We start from the raw sequence: 20,000 nt of genomic DNA on the forward strand, positions 1-20,000 counted from the left end.
TAGGGTCGGGCATGCGATCACGAACGGGCGGCATGTGGTGGGGGACTACGGTCGAGGCGCCGGACCCCGGCGGCCTGGCGGCGTTCTACGCCGAGCTCCTCGACTGGCGCATCGTGCACGAAGAGCCGGGAACGTCCGTTGTGGCCGTCTCTCCGCAAGGACCGTTCCTGGTGTTCCAGCAGGCGGAGGGTTACCGGCCTCCGGTGTGGCCGCCTTCCGACGGTGACCAGCGTCCGATGATGCACCTCGACTTCCAGGTCGGTGACCTGGACTCGGCGGTCGCCGAGGCGGTCGCCCTGGGCGCCACCGTTGCGCGGTTCCAGCCCCGGGAGAACGTCCGAGTGCTCTTCGACCCGGCAGGCCATCCGTTCTGCCTGTGCCGCGACGACGGATGATCGGACCACGCCTCTCCTGCTTCGTGGGAGGCGTGGTCGGCGCGTCCGTGCGAAGTACCGCGGGGCGTAAAGCGGGAGCGCCCGTTACCCCAGCATGTCCAGCCACGCGCGGTACCCGCCGCCGAAGGGTCCCGTGCCGTCCCGCAGGGCGGCCCCGAGCCACTCCGCCGCCGCGGTTGCTTGCGCCACGACGTCCAGTGGGTAGCCGTACCGCACCCGATGGCGGGCGAACTCCTCCTCGTCGTCGACGAAGACGGCTCCCGTCGCACGGACCCGGCACACATCGAGGTCCAGGTCGACCATGGTGACCTCGGACGTGCTCGGCCACACCGACGGCGTGGTGACGTCGCAGTAGACGTCCAGATGCGCCGGTGCCGCCTGGAAGAGCGCGGTCCACCAGGCACCGCGCGGAAAGAGCATGACCCGTGGCTCCTCGGTTGCGTAGACCGGGCCCACCCCGCCCTTGCTGTACACCGTGCCGACCGGCGCCCCGAGCCACACCCCGTGCTCGTCCTCTCCCAGCCGGACCATCGGATGGTGCCAGTGCAGGCGGCCGTCGAACTTGCGCACGGAGACGAGGACTTCGGCATCGGCCATGAACGGGAGTTTAGGTCTGCGCCCTCGACGAAGCACGGTTCACCGGCCCACGGAGACGACCAAGTCCCCTGCTATTGTGCGCCGATGCCAACGATCAAGCAGATCCAGGTGACCTTCGACTGTGCGGAACCCGCCCGCCTCGCCGGCTTCTGGTGCGAGGTGCTCGGCTACGTCGTGCCTCCGGTTCCGGCGGGGTTCGACACGTGGGAGGACTACCACCGCTCGCTGCCGCCCGAGGAGCAGGTGATCTACTTCGCGTGCAGTGATCCCTCGGGGGTGGGCCCGCGGCTGCTCTTCCAGCGCGTTCCCGAAGGGAAGGTCGTCAAGAACCGGGTGCACCTCGACGTGCGGGCCGGTACCGGACTCGTGGGCGACGAGCGCCTGGCAACGCTCGAGGCCGAATGCGCACGGCTGGTCGAGCTCGGCGCGGTCCACGTGCGGACGATGCGTGCCGACGGCGAGAACGAGTCCTGCATCGTGATGCAGGACATCGAGGGCAACGAGTTCTGCCTCGACTGATCTCTTCCGCCGCCTCCGGTGGTCGGTGAGGACGTCCGCGTGACCAACCGTCTCAGCGCGGTGACCTAGGCCTGCGGCGTTCTTCCCGCCGCGCTGTACGCGCTCGCACGGGACGTGCGGCGACTTAACGCCGGGCAGGGCGCCGCAGAGCCATCGCCGACCCTTCGGAGCAGAGGAGGCCCTGGATCATGAGCCCCGTGCCGGCACCCCTCGGTCCTCCCGCCGTGACCGGACCGCGTCTCGCCTTGCTGCTGCCGGGTCTCGCAGGTAACCCCTCCGCACCGCCGGCCGTCCTCGTCCGGCTCGCGGCGGCCGGGGAGGCGCGGCACGCGCTGGTACGACGCCGTGACCTGCCCCCGGAGACCGCGGGGGTCCTCGCCGCGGCCACCGACGCGGATCTGCGGTCGCAACTCGCGGCGAACCCGAGCGTCCCGCCGTCCGTGCGGGTTGTCCTGGCCGGCGATGCCGACCCCCGTGTCCGGACGCGTCTGGCCGCAGGGGCACCGTATTTCACCACGGTCGGGGTCCACGGCATCCGATCCCCGGGGCCCCTGCCGCGCGAGGTGTACGAAGCCCTCGCCCGCGATCCCGATCCCGAGGTCCGCCGCGCCCTGGCCCGCAACCCGCACCTCCCGGACGACCTCCGGATCACGCTGCTCGACGACGCGGACGAGCGAACGGCCACCCTCGCCGCCACGGAATGGCCCCGGGTACCCGTCGACCACATCAGCCGACTGCTGCGGGCCACCGATCCCCACGGTCAGTGGCTTCTCCTGGGCCGGCTCGACGGCCCGCTCCCGACCGGGACGGCACATCTCCTGATCGCCGGCCTCGACGCTGCCGCCGCCGACGGCAAGGAGCTCGATACGGACCTGTTGTGCGGCATCGCCGCAACAGCCGATCTCGACCTGGAGCTCACCGCTCGCTTCCTGGCGGATCCCGATGCCCGGCCGGCGGTGGCGGGCAACCCGACGCTGCCCGCCGAGCACGTGGCGGACCTGGCGAACGACCCGGACAATCGCGTACGCGCGGCAGTCGTCGCACGCCGCGGTCTCGAACCGTCCCTGCGCGAGTCCGTACCGGCCGATTTCGACGAGGGGGACACGGCGGTCGTCGACTGGCTCCTCACCGGCGACCTGCCGGAGCGGGACCTGGCGGCGTACGCCCGGAGCCGCCACCAGATCTTCCGCAAGACACTGGCCATGCGCCCCGGTCTGCCGGACGAGATCGTCGAACTGCTGGCCCACGACGAGAGCTTCACGGTCCGCCTCTTCGTCTGTGAGCGTCAGCCGAACGCCCCCGCCCGGCTGTTGGCCCGTACCGCCGAGACGTGGACCGGCCACAGCCGGTGGGACCTGCTCGCCCACCGGAACTTCCCCGGTGACGCCGCCGTCCGCCTGACCGGCTCAGCACGTCCCGCCGACCGTGCCGTGGCCGCCGCCCATCCCGGCCTGCCGGCCGACACGATCGAGGCCCTCCTCGCCGACGGCAACGTCACCGTCCGACGCCGGGCCGCCGTCAACCCGGTCCTCCCGGCCGGACGACTGGTCGAACTGCTCGCGTCCTCCGATCCCGCGGTCGCCGTGGCAGCCGCCACCAACCGGGCGCTGCCCGTGCCCTCGATGCTCCACCTGCTCGACCAGGCGGGTCTGTGACGCGCGGAGTGCGGGCCGGACGCTTCTAGGGCGCGTCGACCAGGGTGCGGCCGCCGGCGGCGGCGCCCGCGGTCAGGGCGCCCGCGTAGAAGGACTCGACGCGGGCCTGCTCCGTCGCGTTGGGTACCGCGTTGGTGCAGCTGGTCCCCGCGCTGGAGCCGGACATCAGCTGGGTGCACGGGCCGGGCTTGGTGTCGGGCAGCCCCAGGCTGTGGCCGAGCTCGTGGGCCGCGATGCGGGTCTTGTTGTACCCCTGCGCCACGGCCTGGCTGCCGAGTTCGACCCGTACCTGGCCGCCGGGACGCACCGGGCCCAGGTACGCCTGCGGCCAGCCGGTGGTCGCGACGATGACGATCTCGGCCCGGGTGCCGGCCGGGGCCTCGACCAGCTGGACGTTGTCGACGTTCCGGTTCCAGGAGGCGACCCCCGCGGCGATCGCCGACTCCCAGCCGGCGGCCCGGCTGTCGTCGTAGCGGAGCGTCACCGCCGCGGCGGCGCGCGCCGTCCCGGACGGTGCGGGGGCCGCCTGCGCGGCGGCCGTCGCGGCGAAGGTGAGCGCCGCGGCGGCGCCGGCCGCCTTGAGCCACAAGGACTTCTGCATGGCTGTCCTTTCGGTACCGGGTTCCGGCCCCTGTCCGGAACCGGGGGTGGGGGGTGGCGGGACGGCACCGCCAGGTGACCTGCCGTCAGTCCCGTCGTAGGTTCTCCCAGGGGCCCCAGGACACTGCCCAACCCGGCCGATAGGTCATGCTCATGTCAGTAAGGTCGGCCGGAAAGCGCCCCCCACGGACACGAACCGGCCGCGGGGTTCCGCATGCGCGGTCCACACGGCGAGAGGGGGCGTGCTCCCGCGGGAAACCGGTGGTACCGGTGGGCATGGTCACCCGCCCGGAAGGCCCCTTAGGATCACCGCAGGCAAGGCCGTAGCGCAGTGGTCGTCGCACCCGAGCTCCACGCTGGTGGACGTCGGTTCGAATCCGACCGGCCTTGCCGTCCACGTTGTGCGGGGAAGAGTCGGCCGGGGGAGTGGGGGAGCGGGATGAGCGCCATCACGCCCGTGTGCCGCCCCGCCGGAGAGGCCATGGAGCGCGCCGCCGGTGCCCACCCGGGCCTGCGGACGGTCAAGGGCGTCGACCGGTGATCGGACAGGACCCCGTGGACACGTCGAGCTGGCGGCGGGTGCGTCGCTACGCCGTGCCGCGCACGATGATCGAGCGCGCCACCGAGCGGCGCCTGGCCGGCGACTGGGCCGGCGCCTGCGCGGCTGCCAACGTCGACGTCGGCCTCGACCTGCGTGACGTCACCGCACGGCACGGCGCCGACGTCGCCGCCGCGGTGGAGGACGACCTGCGCCACCTTGTCCCGGACCTGATGCGCTGGCACCTGCCGCGCACGCTCGGCGGGCGGACCACGCTGGCCACCGACGTGGCCGCGCTGCTCTCCCGGCACACCTCGCGCGCGGACGGGCCGCTCTTCCTGTACGTCCTCACGCCCGCGACGATCGACGGCCCGCAGCGTCTCGCGCTGCGCCTCGGGTCGCCGCAGGAGGAGCGGCGGCCGGGCGCGGAGTCGATCACCTGCGAGGACTGGTCGACGGCCCGTCATCTGTGGGACGCGCGGCACACCGGCGAACTGCGGGAACGCTGCGGCGGCGGCCCCGACCGCCCGCCCTTCGTGGAGGCCGACGGCACCCCACGTGATCCGTCCCTCCTGCCCGTCGCGGACCCCGGCGACGGTCCGGGCGTCGACCCCGCGGTGCGCACCGAGTGGACGGTGCTCCTGCAGGAGCAGGAGCGCACGGCCGAGGCGTTCGCCGCGGCGGGCATCCCGCTGGACGGCGCACCTCCCCGGTTCCGGCTCGCCCCGCACCTCCTCACCCTCACCCGGCTGGGGGACGAGCTGGAACGGCTCGCCGCCCAACTGCCCGGGACCCGTTTCCGGCTCGACGCCGGCTGGCGCGGGACGCTGTTCCTCGAACCGGCGGACGGGGCCGGGGACACGGCGCGGGCGCGGGTGACGCAGCCGCCGGGCGACACCCCGCCGCTGCCCCGGTGGCTGCTCCAGCCGCTTCCCGACCTGCTGATGCTGCGGGCCGGCCATCTCACCCCTGCCGAACTCCACCCGCTGGTGGGCGCCTCGCTGTTCCCCTCGCTCCCCGTCCCGGAGGGACCGCCGGGCCCGCGTGCGCCGGAGCCGGTGCGCGTGAGGTGCGGCGGGACGTGGCACGAGGTGGTCTCCCGCGGCGGGCGGCTCGACATTCCGCACGGCGACCAGGAGCAGCCGCCGGAGCGTGCCGCCTGCGGCCTTCCTGCCGCCTGCGACCTTCCTGCCGACTGCCGCCGCCTGCTCGCGCAGCCGCGGCCGACCGACTGCTTCGCCGTCCGTGAGGCGTGGACGACGGGGAAGGGCCGGCTGCCGAAGGCGCTGCGGGTGCAGCGGGCCGAGCTGTTCCAGCGGGCGCAGCACGGCGACACGGCGGGTGTGCTCGCGCTGCTGGACGCCGGTGTCGACCCGCGCGTGCGGGACGGCGGGCGCCGGAGCCTGCTGCACGTCCTCCACCTGCTCGACCACGAGGCGCTGCTGCCCCGGCTCGTCGAGGCGGGGCTCGACCTCGAGGCCCAGGACTGCCGGCAGCGGACGCCGCTGTACGCGGCGGTGTACGCGGGGGGCTCGCCCGCCCTGGTGCGGACGTTCCTCGCCATGGGCGCGCGCATCGACGTGGTCGACGACCGGGGCCTGACGATGGCCCAGGTGATCCGTCCGTACGGGCGGAGCGACCTGGCCTTCCTGTGCGAACGCGTGGAGCGGGAACACCCCCACCGCGGCAGCTGGTGGTCGGGGATGACGCCGGACGAAGAGCCCGAGTGGAAGCGGCGAGGCCTCATGAAGTAGGGGGCCGGCCCCGACCCCGGCCGGGAGCCCCGCGGGGCGGGCCGAGGACCGGTTCCGGACAGTTCGCCCCGGCCGCCCTTGACCCAGACATGCCATGCACTCACCATGAGCGCCACCGCACCCGCACGTCGTACGCGCACGTCGCACCGCCCCGCTCCACTCCCTCAGGCCGGACAATCCCGGTACTCCCGGAGAATCAAGGAGACTTCATGCGACTCCGCCCCCACGGCACGGGCTCCCGCCACCGCGGACGCACCGCCGCCCTGGCCGCCCTGCTGGCCCTGGCGCTCGCCGCACCCGTCTCGGCCACGGCCGACGACATGCCGACCGCGACCGTCGCCGCGTCGACCACCGCCGCGTCGGCCGCGGCGGACGAGGTCCGCCAGTACGAGATCACCCTGCACTCCACCCCCGAGGACCGCGCCGCCCTGCAGCGGACCGGGGTGACCGTCGACGAGGTGCACGGCCACGGTGTCGTCGTCTCGGGCCGCGCCGGCCAGATCAAGAAACTGCGCTCACTGGGCTACGACGTGACGCCGCTCGGCTCGGTCCCCGACCGGTCCGCCGGGGAGGACGACGTCCGTCCCCTCGACTTCCCGACGGCCGACGCGCGGTACCACAACTACGCGGAGATGACGGCCGAGATCAACGCGATCGTCCAGGCCAACCCCCAGATCGCCTCGCAGCGGGTGATCGGCACCTCGTACCAGGGGCGCAACATCGTCGCCGTCAAGATCAGCGACAACGTCGCCACCGACGAGGCCGAACCCGAGGTGCTGTTCACCCATCACCAGCACGCCCGCGAGCACCTCACCGTCGAGATGGCGCTGTACCTGCTGCGCGAGCTGACCGGCGACTACGGGACCGACTCCCGGGTCACCAGCATGGTGAACGGCCGCGAGATCTGGATCATCCCGGATCTCAACCCGGACGGCGGCGAGTACGACGTGGCCACCGGCTCCTACCGCTCCTGGCGCAAGAACCGCCAGCCCAACTCGGGCTCCAGCTACGTCGGCACGGACCTGAACCGCAACTGGGCCTATCGCTGGGGCTGCTGCGGCGGCTCCTCCGGCTCGACGTCCTCCGACACCTACCGCGGCACCGCGGGCGAGTCGGCCAAGGAGGTCAAGGTGGTCGCCGACTTCGTGCGCGGGCGTGTGGTGGGCGGCAAGCAGCAGATCAAGGCGGGCATCGACTTCCACACCTACAGCGAGCTGGTGCTGTGGCCGTACGGGTACACCACGGCCGACACCGCGACCGGTCTGACGGCCGACGACCGCAGCGCCCTCGCCACGGTGGGGCAGAAGATGGCCGCCAGCAACGGCTACACCGCCGAGCAGTCGAGCGACCTGTACATCACCGACGGGTCGATCAACGACTGGCTCTGGGGCACCTACAAGATCTTCTCGTACACCTTCGAGATGTATCCGTCGTCCAGCTCCGGCGGCGGGTTCTACCCGCCCGACGAGGTGATCGACCGCGAGACCTCCCGCAACCGGGACGCGGTGCTGCAACTCCTGGAGAACGCGGACTGCATGTACCGCTCGATCGGCAAGCAGGCGCAGTACTGCGCCTGACGCCGGCCCCGCCGGTGACGTGGCGCCCCCGCCGGTGACGTCGCAGCCCCGCCGCGTGCACGACGCGGCGGGGCTGCGGCCGTCCTGGCCTCAGTGCTGCTTGGCCAGCCACTCCTCGAAGGTGGTCGGCGCGATGCGAGCGTCCGGACCCGGCAGCATCACGTCACCGGCCATCTCCGTGCCGAACAGCCCCGACCAGGTCGGCACCAGCCGGACCGCGCGGCCGCGCGCCTGATGGGTGCGCCGGGCCATGTCCACCAGGTCCTGCGGGTCGGGCCCCGCGACGTCCGGGTACCGGCCCTGCGGAGCGCCGGTGGCGATCTCGGCGAGGACGTCCGCCACGTCCTGCGGAGCGATCGGGCGCAGCAGCAGCGGGGCGACGGTGGCGACGCCGTCCTGCTCCGTCCACCCCGTCACCATCTCGGCGAAGTCGTGGAACTGGGTTGCCGGGACGATCGTCCAGGGCACCAGGTCCTCGGAGACGAGGCGTTCCTGCTCCCGCTTGCCGGCGTAGTGGGCGTTGCCCTCGACGCGGTGCAGGCAGGCGATCGAGAGCAGCACGTGGTGCCGGACACCCGCCCGCGCCTCGGCGGCGAGCAGGTTCCGGGTGCTGGTGCCGAAGAACGCCACCGCTTCGTCACGGTCGGCCGCGGGACCGTTGGTGGCGTCCACGACGGCCTCGACACCGGTCAGGGCGGCGTCGAGGCCTTCCCCGGTGGTCAGGTCGACGCCGAGCGAGCGGCTGATGCGCACGACCTCGTGCCCGGCCTCCTCCAGGGCGGCGACGGTCAGGGCGCCGATGTTGCCGGTCGCGCCGGCGACGGCGATCCGCATGATGGGCTCCTCCGTGTCAGGAGTGGTGAAGGGTCTCGCCGGTGATCCCGGCGAGGACGTCCAGCAGACGGTCCTGGACGTCCAGGTCGTAGGCGGCCGGATTGGCCCGCAGGGAGACGCGGTGCTTGAGGTACCGGCCGCTCACCAGCGCTTCCGGCTCGTCGGACGAGGCCAGCCACACCTGCGTCTCGGCCCCGTCGGGCAGCGCGTCGGTGGCGTTCGGACCGCCCATCCGGGTGCGGACCCAGCCGGGATCCACCGCGTTGACGACGACGTCCGGCCACCGGCGCGCCAGGGCGAAGGCGAGCGCCACGTCCATGAGCTTGCTGTCGGAGTAGGCCTGCATGCCGTCCCACGCGCGGTTCGCGAAGGTCAGGTCGCCGAAGTCGAGGCGCCCCGCGGATTCCAGTCCCGAGGTGAGGAGGATCAGGCGCGCCGGGCGGGGCGAGAGGGCGGTCAGCAGGTAGGGCGCCACCACGTTCACCTGGAAGATCTGCTCCAGCCCGTCGCCGGTCGTCACCCGCTCGGAGGAGCCGCCGCCCACACCCGCGTTGTGGATCACGGTGTCGAAGGGGCCCGCCTCCGCGGCCGCCGAGGCCAGCGAGCGGGTGCTCGCCAGCGAGGCCAGGTCGCCGGTCAGCACGGCGGCGGCGCCGGGCAGGGAGGCACGCAGTTCGGCGGCGCGCCGCTCGTCGCGGGCGTGGACGACCACCCGGTGCCCGGCGTGGACCAGTGCCCGGGCGGTCTCGTGGCCGATGCCCTGGGCCGAACCGGTGACGAAGACGCTGCTCACGATGGCCTCACCCCGTGACGGAGCGGCCACGGCCGCTCTTGACGATCCGTCACCCACCCTACGAGACTCCGACGGTGACTGCGCCGACCCTACCCACCCTGCCCTTCCCGCTCGCACCGGAGGGCGGGCCGCCGTGCGTGTTCGAGACGTCCGGCGGAACCCTGCGGCTGACCGGACAGGCCGGCACCGACCTCTTCCTCGACCCGGCGGGCGGCGGCACGCCACCGGACGCGGGCCGGCTCGCGGGCGTGCCGCCGGAGGGCGACTTCAGCCTGGCGGCCCGGGTGCGGGTGGAGTTCGCCGCCGCCTTCGACGCCGGCGTGCTGCTGGTGCACGCGGCCGAGGACCGCTGGGCCAAACTCTGCTTCGAGTACTCCCCGCAGAAGACCCCGACCGCGGTCACCGTGGTCACCCGTGGCACCTCCGACGACGCCAACGCCTTCGAGGTGTCCGGCGACACGCTGTGGCTGAGGGTCACCCGCGCCGGCCGCGCCTGGGCCTTCCACGCCTCCACCGACGGACAGTGGTGGCGCCTGCTGCGCTACTTCTCCCTGCACGAGCACCAGCACGAGCACGAGGCGGATGCCCGGCGCACCACCGTCGGCTTCCTCGCGCAGTCGCCCACCGGCCAGGGCTGCACCGCCTGGTTCGAGGAGGTCACCTTCACGCCCTCGGCCCCCGCCGACCTGCGCGACGGCTCCTGAGGGCTCGGCGTTCGCGCAGGTGAAAGTGGTTTGCGGCGGTGATCGCGCCCCGGTTAGCGTCACCGCGTGACCCCGACACTGCGCACCGCCCGCCTGCTGCTCGAGCCCTACCGCCGTGAGGACGAGGAGGACTTCGTCGCCCTGTTCCTCGACGAGAGGGTCTCCCGCTGGATGGGCGACGGCCCCGAGCCCGAGGCGGAGTACCGCGCGCTGTTCGGGCGGGTCTTCACCAAGGTCTACGCCCAGGAGCTGTTCGACGTCTGGGCCGTGCGGCAGGACGGGCGCCTGGTCGGGCACGCCGAGATCAAGCCCAACGAGGAACTGGGCGGTCACGAGATCATCTACGCCCTCGCCCCCGCGGCCTGGGGATCGGGCCTGGGGCGGGAGCTGGCCGCGGCGATCGTCGCCCACGGCTTCGGCGCCCTCGGCCTCACCGAGGTGCACGCCACCGTCGCCGAACCGAACACCGCCTCCCTGGCCGTGCTCGGCAAGCTCGGCTTCGCCCACGTCCGGGACGTGACCGAGGACGACGGCTCCGTCACCCGAGTCCTGACCTGCCGCGACGCCGACCGGTAGGCCCGCGGCGACGGAGCTGCCGGGCCGGCGGGAGCGGCGCGACCGGGCCGGCGGGGACGGCGCGAGCGCGTACCCCAGGGCAGCCGCGCGAGGCGCTCCGCGCGCACGTCAGGACGTAGGCGGCCTGGTGCCTGGGCGGGAGAGGCACTAGCGTCCCGGCGGGGCACAGGTGTAGTACCGATGCGGCAGGGGCCCGCGACCAGGCGGGTCCGCGCCGCTCTGTCCGCTCTCCCGTACGAACGCAGGAGCCGTACATGCTCAAGAGACGATTACCGCGCCGCCGCTGGTTAGGTCTGCTGCTCGCCCTTCCCCTGGCCGTCACCGGCCCGCTGTCCCTCCCGGCCGCCTCCGCCGAGGCCCCGCCCGCCAAGGAGGCACGGACGGCCGCCGCCGCGGTGCCGCCCATGGAGGAGGTCCTCGCCACCACCACCCAGGTCGCCTCCGGCCTGCGGCGCCCCACCGCCATCGTCGCCCCGAGCGACGGCACCGGGCGGCTGTTCATCACCGAGAAGTCCGGACGGGTCCGCGTCTACCAGCCCAGCACCGGCCTCTCCTCCACCCCGCTGCTGGACATCGTCGACAAGGTCGACGAGACGGGCAACGAGCGCGGCCTGCTGGGCATCGCCCTGCCGCCCGACTTCAACACCAGCAAGAGGCTCTACCTCACCTACACCGCGCTGCCCGACGCCGCGGTCACCCTGGCGCGCTACAACCTCGCCGACGGGAAGCTCGAGGTCCTGCTCCAGCAGCCGCACGCCGACTACAGCAACCACAACGGAGGCCAGCTCGCGTTCGGCCCCGACGGCAAGCTGTACATGGCGATCGGCGACGGCGGCGGCTCCGGTGACCCGTTCGACACCGGCCAGCGCAAGGACACCCTGCTCGGCAAGATCCTCCGCGTCGACGTGAGCCGCAGTTGCGGCTCGCTCCCGTACTGCATCCCGGCCGACAACCCGTTCGTCAACACCCCCGGCGCCCGGGGCGAGATCTGGCTCTGGGGCACCCGCAACCCGTGGAAGTTCTCCTTCGACCCGGCGGACGGGTCGATGTGGGTCGCCGACGTCGGTCAGGGACGGTGGGAGGAGATCACCCACCTGACGCGCGCCGAGCAGGCGGGCGCCAACCTCGGATGGTCCTGCTACGAGGGCCCCCAGGTCTTCGACGAGGCCCAGTGCGCCTCCGGAGCCCGCTACACCCCGCAGGACTACTACTACTCGCCCTACAACGGCAACTGCGCGGTCATCGGCGGACAGGTGTACCACGGCAAGCAGTTCGCCGACCTGGTCGGCGGCACCTACATCGCCACCGACTACTGCTCGTCGCAGGTCTGGGCGCTGCGTCCCGACGGCAACGGCGGCTACCGCCAGGCCGACATCGGTGACTGGCCTACCCAGGTGACGGCGATCGGCGCCACTCAGGAAGGCGAGTTCTACGTCGTCAACGACCTGCCCGGCGGCCTGCACAAGGTGTCCTTCGAGCGGACGAAGCCGCCCTGCAAGGTGGACGTGAAGAAGACGGCCTGGGGCACCGGCATGACCGTCGACCTCACCGTCACCAACACGGGCACCACCCCGCTCGACGGCTGGTGGCTCCAGTTCTCGCTGCCCTACGGGCAGAGCGTCGTCTCGGACTGGAACACCGACCTCACCACCCTCGGCGACATCCACACCGCGTCCAACGCCTCCCACAACGCGGCGATCCCGCCGGGCGGTTCGGTCACCCTCGGCTATCTGGTGAGCCACACCGGCAACACCGCCGCACCGGGTCGCTTCACGCTCAACGACGTTCCCTGCGCCCGCACCGGCAGCAACTGACACCACCGGGGCGGCAGCACGACAGCCACACCGGCCCGTGCCACGGCGACCTGCCGTGGCACGGGCCCTCGCCGTGCACCCTCGGCGCGGCACGGGCCCCTGCCGTGCCCGCCGGTCAGCGCAGCACCGCGGCCAGCAGGTCGGAACCCAGCGCCGACACGGCGGGCAGATCGAGGGCATGACGGACGTGACGGCCGTGCCGCCCGGCCGACAGCAGACCGGCGCGGCGCAGGACGGCGAGGTGACGGGAGACCTCCGGCAGGGACAACTCCCAGATGTGCGCCAGCTCCCCGGTGGTGTGCGCGCCGCGCGCCAGGGTGCGCAGCAGCCGCAGCCGCACCGGGTGGGAGAGCGCCGCCAGCCGCAGGGCCACCGTCTCCAGCGGCACCGGGGCGGCCGGCTCCGGCTCCGCCACCGGGTACTGCACCACAGGGCGCCAGCCGGGGGAGTGGACCACCACCAGATGCGGGTGCGCGAACACGCTCGGGATGAAGGTGAGACCGGTGCACCTCGCGGAGGCGGCCCTGTCCTGCAGCTTGTCCACCACCAGGCAGCCGCCGTCCGGTGTGAGGGAGAGGGCCCCGGACACCGAGGCGAGCGCCGGGCCGAGCCCCTGGCGCCGCAGCAGGTCGTTCTTCACCCGCAGGTCGGCGGCGAGCCGCCCGGCGACGTCCGCCCAGACGGCGTCGAAGAACTCCTCCGCGCACTGCTCGAGCGTGCGCCGGATCCGCGCCCGCACCGCGCCGGGATCGGCCAGCAGCCGCGCCGTGAAGGCCTCCTGGCGTTCCCCGCGGGCCTGGGCCAGCCGCAGCACCCGCTCCCGCGCGCCGCCGTCGGCCAGCGGGGACGGTCCGGCCAGGCGGTCACGACCGCCGCCGCACGTGGAGACGAGCGCGGCGGTCACATAGGTCTCGTCGTCGAGCCGGTCCACGTCGTCCAGCTCCTCGCCGAGCGTGGGCCGCGGCCGGGCCGGGAGCAGGAAGTCGGCCTGGGAGGACCGCCAGAGGACGTCCGCCTCCCGCAGCCGCTCCGCCAGCTCCGGCCCCGGTCCCGCCCCGGCCCCGGCGGCCCGCGCGGCCGGCCGCGGATGGTGCTCCGGCTCGGCCAGCACGTGCAGCACCGCGGTCAGTTCGGCCAGCGGGGAGGCGGCGAACCGCAGGCCCTGGGCCGGCAGACCGCGGATGTCGATGCTCAGCGTCACCCGCCCATCATCGTCCCCGCCACGGGCGGGCGTCGACGCGTCGCTTGACGGTGATCGTCAACCCACGTGCCCCGCACCGCCAGTGGCCGCGACCGTGGGGCCATGACGACCACGACGACCACCGTGAAGGTCCGCCCCCGCGCCCTCGTACGCGCCTCGGGAGGACCCCGCTACGCCGTCGCCCTCGGCGTGGACGCTCTGGGCACCGGCATGCTGCGCCCCTTCCTCCTGCTCTACGGGCTGACGGTGCTGCGGCTGTCCGCCCCGGTCACCGGCGTCGCCATGACGGTCGCCGTCGTCACCGGTCTGGTCTGCATGCCGGCCGTGGGCCGGTGGATCGACCGGGGCGCACGCAGCACCGTCGTGGCGGCCTCGATGCTGGTGCGGGTGGCGGGAGTCGCCGTGCTGCTGGCCACCCCGGAAGGCGGCGTGTGGATGTTCGCGGCGGCCACGCTCCTGCACGGCGTCGGCAACCAGGCATGGCCCGCCGCCCACGCCGCCGTGGTGGCCACCGTCGCCCAGGGCCGGGAGCGCGACGCCGCCCTGGCGGCCGGCCGGACCCTGCGCAACGCGGGCCTCGGCGTGGGCGCCCTCGTGGCCACCGTCTGCCTCGCGGGCGGCGCCCCGGCCCTGCGGACGCTCGCCGCGGCCACCGGCCTCGCCTACCTCGTCGCCGCGGCGCTCGCCTGGTCCGTGCGCCTGCGGGTGCGTCCGGCCACCGCTGCGGAGTCCGACGGCGGGCACGGGGCCGTGCCGCGGATGCCCGCGCTGCTCGCGGCCAACGTCGTCTACGTCTTCTGCCTCAACGTCCCCGAGATCGCCCTGCCCCTGGTGCTGGTGACACAGCTGCACGCCGCCCCGGTGTGGTCGGCCGCCGTGTTCGTGGCCAACACGGTGCTGGTGGTCGCCCTCCAGGTGCCGGTCACCCTGCTGCTCGCCCGCTACCGGCGACGGTCCGTGCTGGCTCTGGCCGGCCTCTTCCTCTCCCTCTCCTACCTCGGCTTCCTGCTGGTCACCGCACCCGGTGACGGCCACCCCTGGGCGGCCCCGGCGGTCCTCGCGGTGTCCGTGCTGTGCACGATCGGCGAGATCGTCCACGCCGGCAGCGCCACCGCGCTCGTCACCCACCTGGCCCCGGCACGCCACCTGGGGCGTGCCCTGGCCCGCTTCGAGCTCTCCACGGGCCTCGGCCTCGCCGTGTCGCCCGCCGTCATCACGGCGCTCGCCCCGCGCGGCCCCCTCACCCTCTGGGGCGGCCTCGGCGCCGCCACACTGATCGCCGCCGCTGCCGTCGCCGCGGAGAAGGACGCCGTCGACGCCGTCCCGCGGTCCGCTGACGGGGCGTCGGCGGATCGTGGGACGGCAGGAGCGCCGGGGCGGGACGGACCCGTGGACCGGGCGCCCGTCCGCCCCGCGCTGAGCAGCGGTGATCGGAGCGGCGGCGATGTCCGAGCCGCTCCGTAAGGTGAGGTGATCCCGACCCGTTCGGAGGACGTCATGACCCGGTGCCCGGTGCCCGGTGCCCGGTGCCGGGTGCCGCACCTGAGTACCCGTACTCATGACCTCCGGCGCGGCCTCGGCGACGCTGGTCGCGCACGACCACACAAGGGGGATCCATGGACAGGCCGCTGCTCTACCTCGACGTCGACGGGCCGCTCAACCCGTATGCAGCCGCGCGGCCGCGTCCCCTGCCCGGCTACCGGGCGCGACCGGTGCCCGGCACCCTCAGGGCCCGCCCGTGGCGACTGTGGCTGAACCCGGCGCACGGACCCGCGCTGCTGTCCCTCGGGTTCGACATCTGCTGGGCCACCGCCTGGACGGCCCACGCCAACCGGCACATCGCCCCCGTCCTCGGCCTCCCCGAGCTCCCCTTCGTCGACTTCGGCGACGACCTGTTCCGGGAGCGTTCCGACGGCGTCCACTGGAAGACCGCCGCGATCGTGGAGCACGCCGCCGGCCGCCCGTTCCTCTGGGTGGACGACGAACAGAGCGTGCTGGACGAGCTGTACGTCGACGCCTGCAGCCCCGCGCCGGCGGCTCTGCACCACGTCGACCCGCGCCTGGGTCTGCGTCCCGAGGACTTCGTCGCGCTGGCCGATCTCGCGGACGGCCTGACCGACCGCGCCGCGCTGCGGGAGCCTCCACTCGCCTGCAACTCGTAGTTGGTTGGTCATTTTTTATAACTGGATACCTTCGTGAAGATGGTCATTTGATCACCTTCCGTCATTCCCGATCAATCTTTCTTCGCGCCGGATCACTCCGCGTACGTTGCGATCGCAGGCGGGCCCGGAACCGGGGCTCGTACCGCCGACACACAACGGAGGCCGCGATGGCGAGCGTGGAAGTTGCACTCAAGGAACTGATGACCGAGGTCGAGGGCTCGCTGGGCGCGGCCGTCGTCGACTACACCAGCGGTATGGCCCTCGGCACGCTCGGCGGCGGAAAGGAACTGGACCTGACCGTCGCGGCGGCCGGCAACACCGACGTGATCCGGGCCAAGGTGCGCACCATGGAGCACCTCGGGCTGCAGAGCCAGATCGAGGACATCCTCATCACGCTGGGGACGCAGTACCACCTGATCAGGCTGGTGACGGGCCGCAACGGAAACGGCCTGTTCCTCTACCTGGTGATCGACAAGGAGCGTTCCAACCTGGCGATGGCCCGCCACGTCCTCAAGCGGGTCGAGGCACAGCTGGAAGTCTGACCGCTCCGCGACCCGGCAGACGCATGCCCAGGAATTGAAGAATTCTTCAAGTCATCACTTGGAGATCATTCCAACTGGTGCACGTGAGCTGCACGGATCGAGAAGATGAGCGGATAAACCCATGGCGCGGCGGGGGAGCGCCGCGCCATGGGAGCCAGCCACCCCGACCGGCAGGAAGAGCGCCATGCAACTGCCCCTCTACCAAGCCAAGGCAGAGTTCTTTCGCATGCTGGGGCACCCGGCACGCATCAGGGTCCTGGAACTGCTGCAGCACGGGCCGGTCCCGGTGCGGGACCTGCTCGCCGACATCGAGATCGAGCCGTCCAGCCTGTCGCAGCAACTGGCCGTGCTCCGCCGCGCCGGCATCGTCGTGTCCATCCGGGAGGGCTCGACCGTCAGCTACGCGCTCGCCGGCGGCGACGTGGCGGAGCTGCTCCGCGCGGCCCGCCGCATCCTCACCGAGCTCCTGGCGGGACGCAACGAGCTCCTCGCCGAACTGCGCGAGAGCGACCCCGCCCCGCCGGTCCCGGCGGTGGCCGAGTAGCCGAACGGAACTCCTCCCGCCGTTTCCGGCGACCGGTCGGGGGCAGACGAACCGGTGACCGCCTACGAAGGGAGTAGCCATGAGTGCCGAAGAGAAGGCCAAGGCCAAGGGCGAGCAGATCGTGGGCAAGGCCGTACGCAAGACCGCCCACGCCGCCGGCGACGACAAGACCGCGGCCAAGGGAGGCGCCCTGGAGGGCCGCGGGCACGCCCGGGGCACCAAGGAGAAGGGCAAGGACGCCTTCAAGCGCTGACCTGCCGACCTCGCGGGGCGCACCCGCGACCGACGGCCCGCCGTGCGACCGCGCACGGCGGGCCGTCGCGTCGTCCGGCGGTGGACCGGCCCGCCGTCCTCAGGCCGCCGCCCTGCTCAGGGACCGCCGTCCTGCTCAGGGACCGCCGTCCTCAGGCCGACGGAGGTTCCTGGCCCACCAGGTGCTCGACCACGCTCCAGTCGAGCCGGGACTCCTCGGTGCCCTCGGGGACCAGGCTCCAGGTCCGGTCGAGCCAGTGCTGCACCGGCTCCAGGGGCAGGTCGAGCAGCGCGTAGCCGGTGGCGCCCTGCAGCAGGATCCGGGCGTGGGTGCTGCCGCAGCAGCCGCACCGGCAGCCGCCGGACGGCCAGACGCGGACGTCCCCCTCACCGGTGGGCTCGTACAGTCCGTCCTGCAACAGGTCCCGGGAGAACACCCAGCGGGTCCGGCGGTTCTCGTCGGAGGGGAAGCTCACGCTCACCCCGAAGGGCTCCGCGGGGTCGTAGCCGAGATGCACCGACAGCGGCGTGGCCGCCTCCTGGTTCACCACGAGGTGGCAGGTCAGACAGGTCTCCACCGGGAGCTCCTGCGGGGGCCGGCCGTCAGGGCCGGGGCGGTGCGCGGGGGACATGGGCAGCACTCCTGGGGCGGGGGACGACGCCGACGCGGGCGTGACGCCCGTTCGTCCTTCGCCGGTCACTGTGACGGCCCCCGTTGCTCACCCGCCAGACCAGTGGGTGCTCACCCGCCGCTCACCCCCGTGCCCGCACGGGTCCGCGCCCCCTCCTGTCCGGGTGGCGGAGGCGGATTCCCGCACGTCGGAGCGGCGTATACATTGCGCGGATGAAGCGTGAAGCGAAGAGCCTGGCGGAGCGGCTGCGGTGGGCGCGGGAGCGCGCCTTCGTCGGACGTTCCGCCCAGCTGGCGGTGTTCCGCGAGGCCCTCGCCGGCGGCGACGGCGCGCCCGCGGTGATCTACGTCCACGGGCCCGGCGGCGTGGGCAAGTCGACCCTGCTGCGGCGGTTCGCGGACGAGAGCCGGGACGCGGGCCGGCCCGTGGTCGAGGTGAACGGCAGGCTCGTCGACCCCTCGCCCGCCGGGGTGGAGGCCGAGGTCGCGGGCGCCCCCGAGGACGCCGTGCTGCTCGTCGACGCCTTCGAGCACTGCCAGGGGCTGGAGAGCTGGCTCGTCGACCGCTTCCTGCCCGCCCTGTCGCCGCGGACGCTGGTGGTGCTCGCCGGCCGGGAGGCGCCGAGCCCCACCTGGACCGCCGACGTCGCCTGGAGCGAGATCCTGGCCGTCCTGCCGCTCGGCGACCTCGACGAGGCCGAGGCGGCACGGCTGCTGGAGCTGCGAGGGGTGTCGCCGGCCGTGGGCCGGCGCGTCCTGCGGTTCGCCGGCGGTCACCCGCTGGCACTCAACCTCGCCGCCGGCATCGCCACCGACGGCAACGGCGGGGACTGGGCGCCCACCCCCGACGTCCTGACGGCGCTGCTCCAGCAGATGGTGGGCGACGTCCCCTCGCCCACCCACCGGCTCGCCCTGGAGGTGACCGCGCACGCGATGACCACCACCGAGGGGCTGCTGCGCGCGGTGATCGGACCCGAGCGGGGCGCCGAGATGTTCACCTGGCTGCGGCGGCTGCCGATCGCCGACTGGGGGCGGCAGGGCCTCTTCCTGCACGAGATGGTCAGCGACGCCCTCGACACCGACCTGCGCTGGCGGGACCCGCAGGCGTACGAGGAGATGCACCGCCGCCTCGGCCACATCCTGCTCGAGCAGGCCCGTACCGCCCCGCCGGCCGAGGCCATGACCGCGATCCGCGAGCTCACCTACCTCAAGCGCTACGGGTCGATGGGCGAGTACTTCCAGATGCGCCGGGAGGGCGACTTCCACGAGGACGTTCTCCGGCCGGACGACCACGAGGCCGTGCGCCGGCTGATCGCGCTCACCGAGGGCCCCGAGTCGGCGGCCGTCGTCGACTTCTGGCTCGAGCGGCAGCCCGAGGCCTTCTGGCTCTACCGCGACTCGGCCACCGGCGAGGCGGCCGCGTTCATGACCTGGCTGCGGATCTCCACGCCCGGCGAGGACGAGCTGGCCGCCGACCCGATCCTCGCCCAGGCGTGGGAGTACGTGGGGCGCACCAGCCCGATGCGCCCCGGCCAGCACATGCTGGTGGCCCGCTTCTTCGTCGACCCCGCCGCCTACGGCGAGATCTCCCCGGTGCAGCACCTGATGCAGCTGCGCATCTGCGCCGACTGGATCCGCTCCGAGGGGCTCGCCTGGTCGTTCCTGCTCAGCCCGTTCGCCGACCTGTGGGACCCGCTGATGCGGCACCTGGGGCACGAGAGGGCCACGGACATGCCCTGGCCCAACGGCTACACGTACTCGCTGTTCGCCTGCGACTGGCGGACCACCCCGCTGTCGGTCTGGTTCGACCGGACCCAGCCCGGCGCGCTCACCGAGGAGCCGCCCGCCGTGCCGACGGCCGGCCCCGCCGCCCCGCTGACCCGCGCCGACTTCGACACGGCCGTCCGCGCCGCGCTGCGCGACTGGCACCGGGAGGACGACTTCGCGGCCGGCCCGCTGCTGCGGGCACGGATGGTCACCGGCCTGCCCGGTCACACCCCGGACCGCGCCGCGGAGCTGCTGCGCGAGCTGCTCACCGACGTCGTCGACGCCATGCGCGCCGACCCGCGGGACGCCCGGGTGCACCGGGTGGTCGCCACCACCTACTTCCACCGGGTGCCCAACCAGATGGCGGCGGCCGAACGTCTGGGCCTGCCCTACAGCACCTACCGGCGCCATCTGCAGCGGGCCCACGAGCGTCTGTGCGACGCGCTGTGGCGGCGCGAGACCTCCGACCGCCCGGCGCCGGTCAGGGCCGCGACGGCCGACGCGCGCCTGGCGGCTCCGGCAGGGGTGGTTGAACAGTGAATGAC

The 20,000-nt window shown here is 73.3% G+C and carries 20 protein-coding genes and 1 tRNA gene; 15 read left to right on the top strand and 6 right to left on the bottom strand.

Annotated elements, in window-relative coordinates; all coding sequences use genetic code 11:
* The first annotated feature begins 11 nt into the window (after positions 1–11).
* Entirely contained in the window at positions 12–395 is a 384-nt protein-coding gene (locus tag ABT026_RS21760) for a VOC family protein (protein ID WP_351116516.1), read from the top strand.
* Between the two features lie 84 nt (positions 396–479).
* On the opposite strand, the gene ABT026_RS21765 is transcribed toward ABT026_RS21760, so the two are convergent.
* The gene (locus tag ABT026_RS21765) at positions 480–992 is read right to left on the bottom strand and encodes a DUF402 domain-containing protein (protein WP_351116517.1); all 513 of its coding nucleotides are present in this window, start codon (positions 990–992) and stop codon (positions 480–482) included.
* An 84-nt stretch (positions 993–1,076) separates the two neighbouring features.
* On the opposite strand from ABT026_RS21765, the gene ABT026_RS21770 reads away from it, so the two are divergent.
* Both ABT026_RS21770 and ABT026_RS21775 read left to right on the top strand, forming a co-directional pair.
* A complete protein-coding gene (locus ABT026_RS21770; RefSeq protein ID WP_351116519.1) occupies positions 1,077–1,511 on the top strand; it encodes a VOC family protein in 435 nt (144 codons plus the stop codon).
* Between the two features lie 188 nt (positions 1,512–1,699).
* Positions 1,700–3,166, top strand: coding sequence for a hypothetical protein (locus tag ABT026_RS21775; protein WP_351116520.1), 1,467 nt, complete (start codon positions 1,700–1,702; stop codon positions 3,164–3,166).
* Positions 3,167–3,191: 25 nt separating this feature from the next.
* On the opposite strand, the gene ABT026_RS21780 is transcribed toward ABT026_RS21775, so the two are convergent.
* Complete coding sequence (locus ABT026_RS21780) at positions 3,192–3,767, bottom strand: snapalysin family zinc-dependent metalloprotease (protein ID WP_351116522.1); 576 nt, start codon at positions 3,765–3,767, stop codon at positions 3,192–3,194.
* Positions 3,768–4,083: 316 nt separating this feature from the next.
* Between ABT026_RS21780 and ABT026_RS21785 the strand changes: the two genes are divergently transcribed.
* The 3 genes from ABT026_RS21785 (at position 4,084) to ABT026_RS21795 (ending at position 7,635) form a co-directional block, all read left to right on the top strand.
* Positions 4,084–4,156: transfer RNA gene (locus tag ABT026_RS21785), tRNA-Trp, on the top strand.
* Positions 4,157–4,321: 165 nt separating this feature from the next.
* Positions 4,322–6,058, top strand: a complete 1,737-nt coding sequence (locus tag ABT026_RS21790) for an ankyrin repeat domain-containing protein (RefSeq protein ID WP_351116523.1) — start codon at positions 4,322–4,324, stop codon at positions 6,056–6,058.
* Between the two features lie 209 nt (positions 6,059–6,267).
* Positions 6,268–7,635 (top strand): M14 family metallopeptidase, encoded by a 1,368-nt coding sequence (locus ABT026_RS21795; RefSeq protein WP_351116525.1) that lies wholly within the window; start codon positions 6,268–6,270, stop codon positions 7,633–7,635.
* A 90-nt stretch (positions 7,636–7,725) separates the two neighbouring features.
* On the opposite strand, the gene ABT026_RS21800 is transcribed toward ABT026_RS21795, so the two are convergent.
* Complete coding sequence (locus tag ABT026_RS21800; protein ID WP_351116526.1) at positions 7,726–8,469, bottom strand: SDR family oxidoreductase; 744 nt, start codon at positions 8,467–8,469, stop codon at positions 7,726–7,728.
* Between the two features lie 16 nt (positions 8,470–8,485).
* A complete protein-coding gene (locus tag ABT026_RS21805; protein WP_351116527.1) occupies positions 8,486–9,262 on the bottom strand; it encodes an SDR family NAD(P)-dependent oxidoreductase in 777 nt (258 codons plus the stop codon).
* Between the two features lie 74 nt (positions 9,263–9,336).
* Here ABT026_RS21805 and ABT026_RS21810 point away from each other — a divergent pair, with 74 nt between their 5' ends.
* The 3 genes from ABT026_RS21810 (at position 9,337) to ABT026_RS21820 (ending at position 12,356) form a co-directional block, all read left to right on the top strand.
* Positions 9,337–9,966 (top strand): DUF1349 domain-containing protein, encoded by a 630-nt coding sequence (locus tag ABT026_RS21810; RefSeq protein ID WP_351116529.1) that lies wholly within the window; start codon positions 9,337–9,339, stop codon positions 9,964–9,966.
* Between the two features lie 66 nt (positions 9,967–10,032).
* A complete protein-coding gene (locus tag ABT026_RS21815) occupies positions 10,033–10,542 on the top strand; it encodes a GNAT family N-acetyltransferase (RefSeq protein ID WP_351116531.1) in 510 nt (169 codons plus the stop codon).
* A gap of 254 nt (positions 10,543–10,796) precedes the next feature.
* The gene (locus tag ABT026_RS21820; RefSeq protein WP_351116533.1) at positions 10,797–12,356 is read left to right on the top strand and encodes a PQQ-dependent sugar dehydrogenase; all 1,560 of its coding nucleotides are present in this window, start codon (positions 10,797–10,799) and stop codon (positions 12,354–12,356) included.
* 115 nt (positions 12,357–12,471) lie between these two features.
* Here ABT026_RS21820 and ABT026_RS21825 read toward each other — a convergent pair whose 3' ends face one another.
* Positions 12,472–13,557: a DUF5937 family protein gene (locus tag ABT026_RS21825; protein WP_351116534.1), complete on the bottom strand. Its 1,086-nt coding sequence runs from the start codon at positions 13,555–13,557 to the stop codon at positions 12,472–12,474.
* Positions 13,558–13,659: 102 nt separating this feature from the next.
* Between ABT026_RS21825 and ABT026_RS21830 the strand changes: the two genes are divergently transcribed.
* The 5 genes from ABT026_RS21830 to ABT026_RS21850 all read left to right on the top strand — a co-directional run bounded on the left by ABT026_RS21830 (position 13,660) and on the right by ABT026_RS21850 (position 17,058).
* A complete protein-coding gene (locus ABT026_RS21830) occupies positions 13,660–15,021 on the top strand; it encodes an MFS transporter (protein ID WP_351116536.1) in 1,362 nt (453 codons plus the stop codon).
* Positions 15,022–15,173: 152 nt separating this feature from the next.
* Complete coding sequence (locus tag ABT026_RS21835; protein WP_351116537.1) at positions 15,174–15,719, top strand: HAD domain-containing protein; 546 nt, start codon at positions 15,174–15,176, stop codon at positions 15,717–15,719.
* Positions 15,720–15,886: 167 nt separating this feature from the next.
* Positions 15,887–16,261: a hypothetical protein gene (locus ABT026_RS21840; RefSeq protein WP_108955907.1), complete on the top strand. Its 375-nt coding sequence runs from the start codon at positions 15,887–15,889 to the stop codon at positions 16,259–16,261.
* A 184-nt stretch (positions 16,262–16,445) separates the two neighbouring features.
* Positions 16,446–16,805, top strand: coding sequence for an ArsR/SmtB family transcription factor (locus ABT026_RS21845; RefSeq protein WP_351116539.1), 360 nt, complete (start codon positions 16,446–16,448; stop codon positions 16,803–16,805).
* A 79-nt stretch (positions 16,806–16,884) separates the two neighbouring features.
* A complete protein-coding gene (locus ABT026_RS21850) occupies positions 16,885–17,058 on the top strand; it encodes a hypothetical protein (RefSeq protein ID WP_351116541.1) in 174 nt (57 codons plus the stop codon).
* Between the two features lie 151 nt (positions 17,059–17,209).
* Here ABT026_RS21850 and ABT026_RS21855 read toward each other — a convergent pair whose 3' ends face one another.
* Positions 17,210–17,689: an SsgA family sporulation/cell division regulator gene (locus tag ABT026_RS21855; protein ID WP_351116542.1), complete on the bottom strand. Its 480-nt coding sequence runs from the start codon at positions 17,687–17,689 to the stop codon at positions 17,210–17,212.
* 212 nt (positions 17,690–17,901) lie between these two features.
* Between ABT026_RS21855 and ABT026_RS21860 the strand changes: the two genes are divergently transcribed.
* On the top strand, positions 17,902–19,995 hold the full coding sequence (locus ABT026_RS21860) for an AAA family ATPase (RefSeq protein WP_351116545.1): 2,094 nt from the start codon (positions 17,902–17,904) through the stop codon (positions 19,993–19,995).
* Positions 19,996–20,000: the final 5 nt, after the last annotated feature.

The organism is Streptomyces sp. NPDC002734 (assembly GCF_040295685.1).
Lineage (GTDB): Bacteria > Actinomycetota > Actinomycetes > Streptomycetales > Streptomycetaceae > Streptomyces.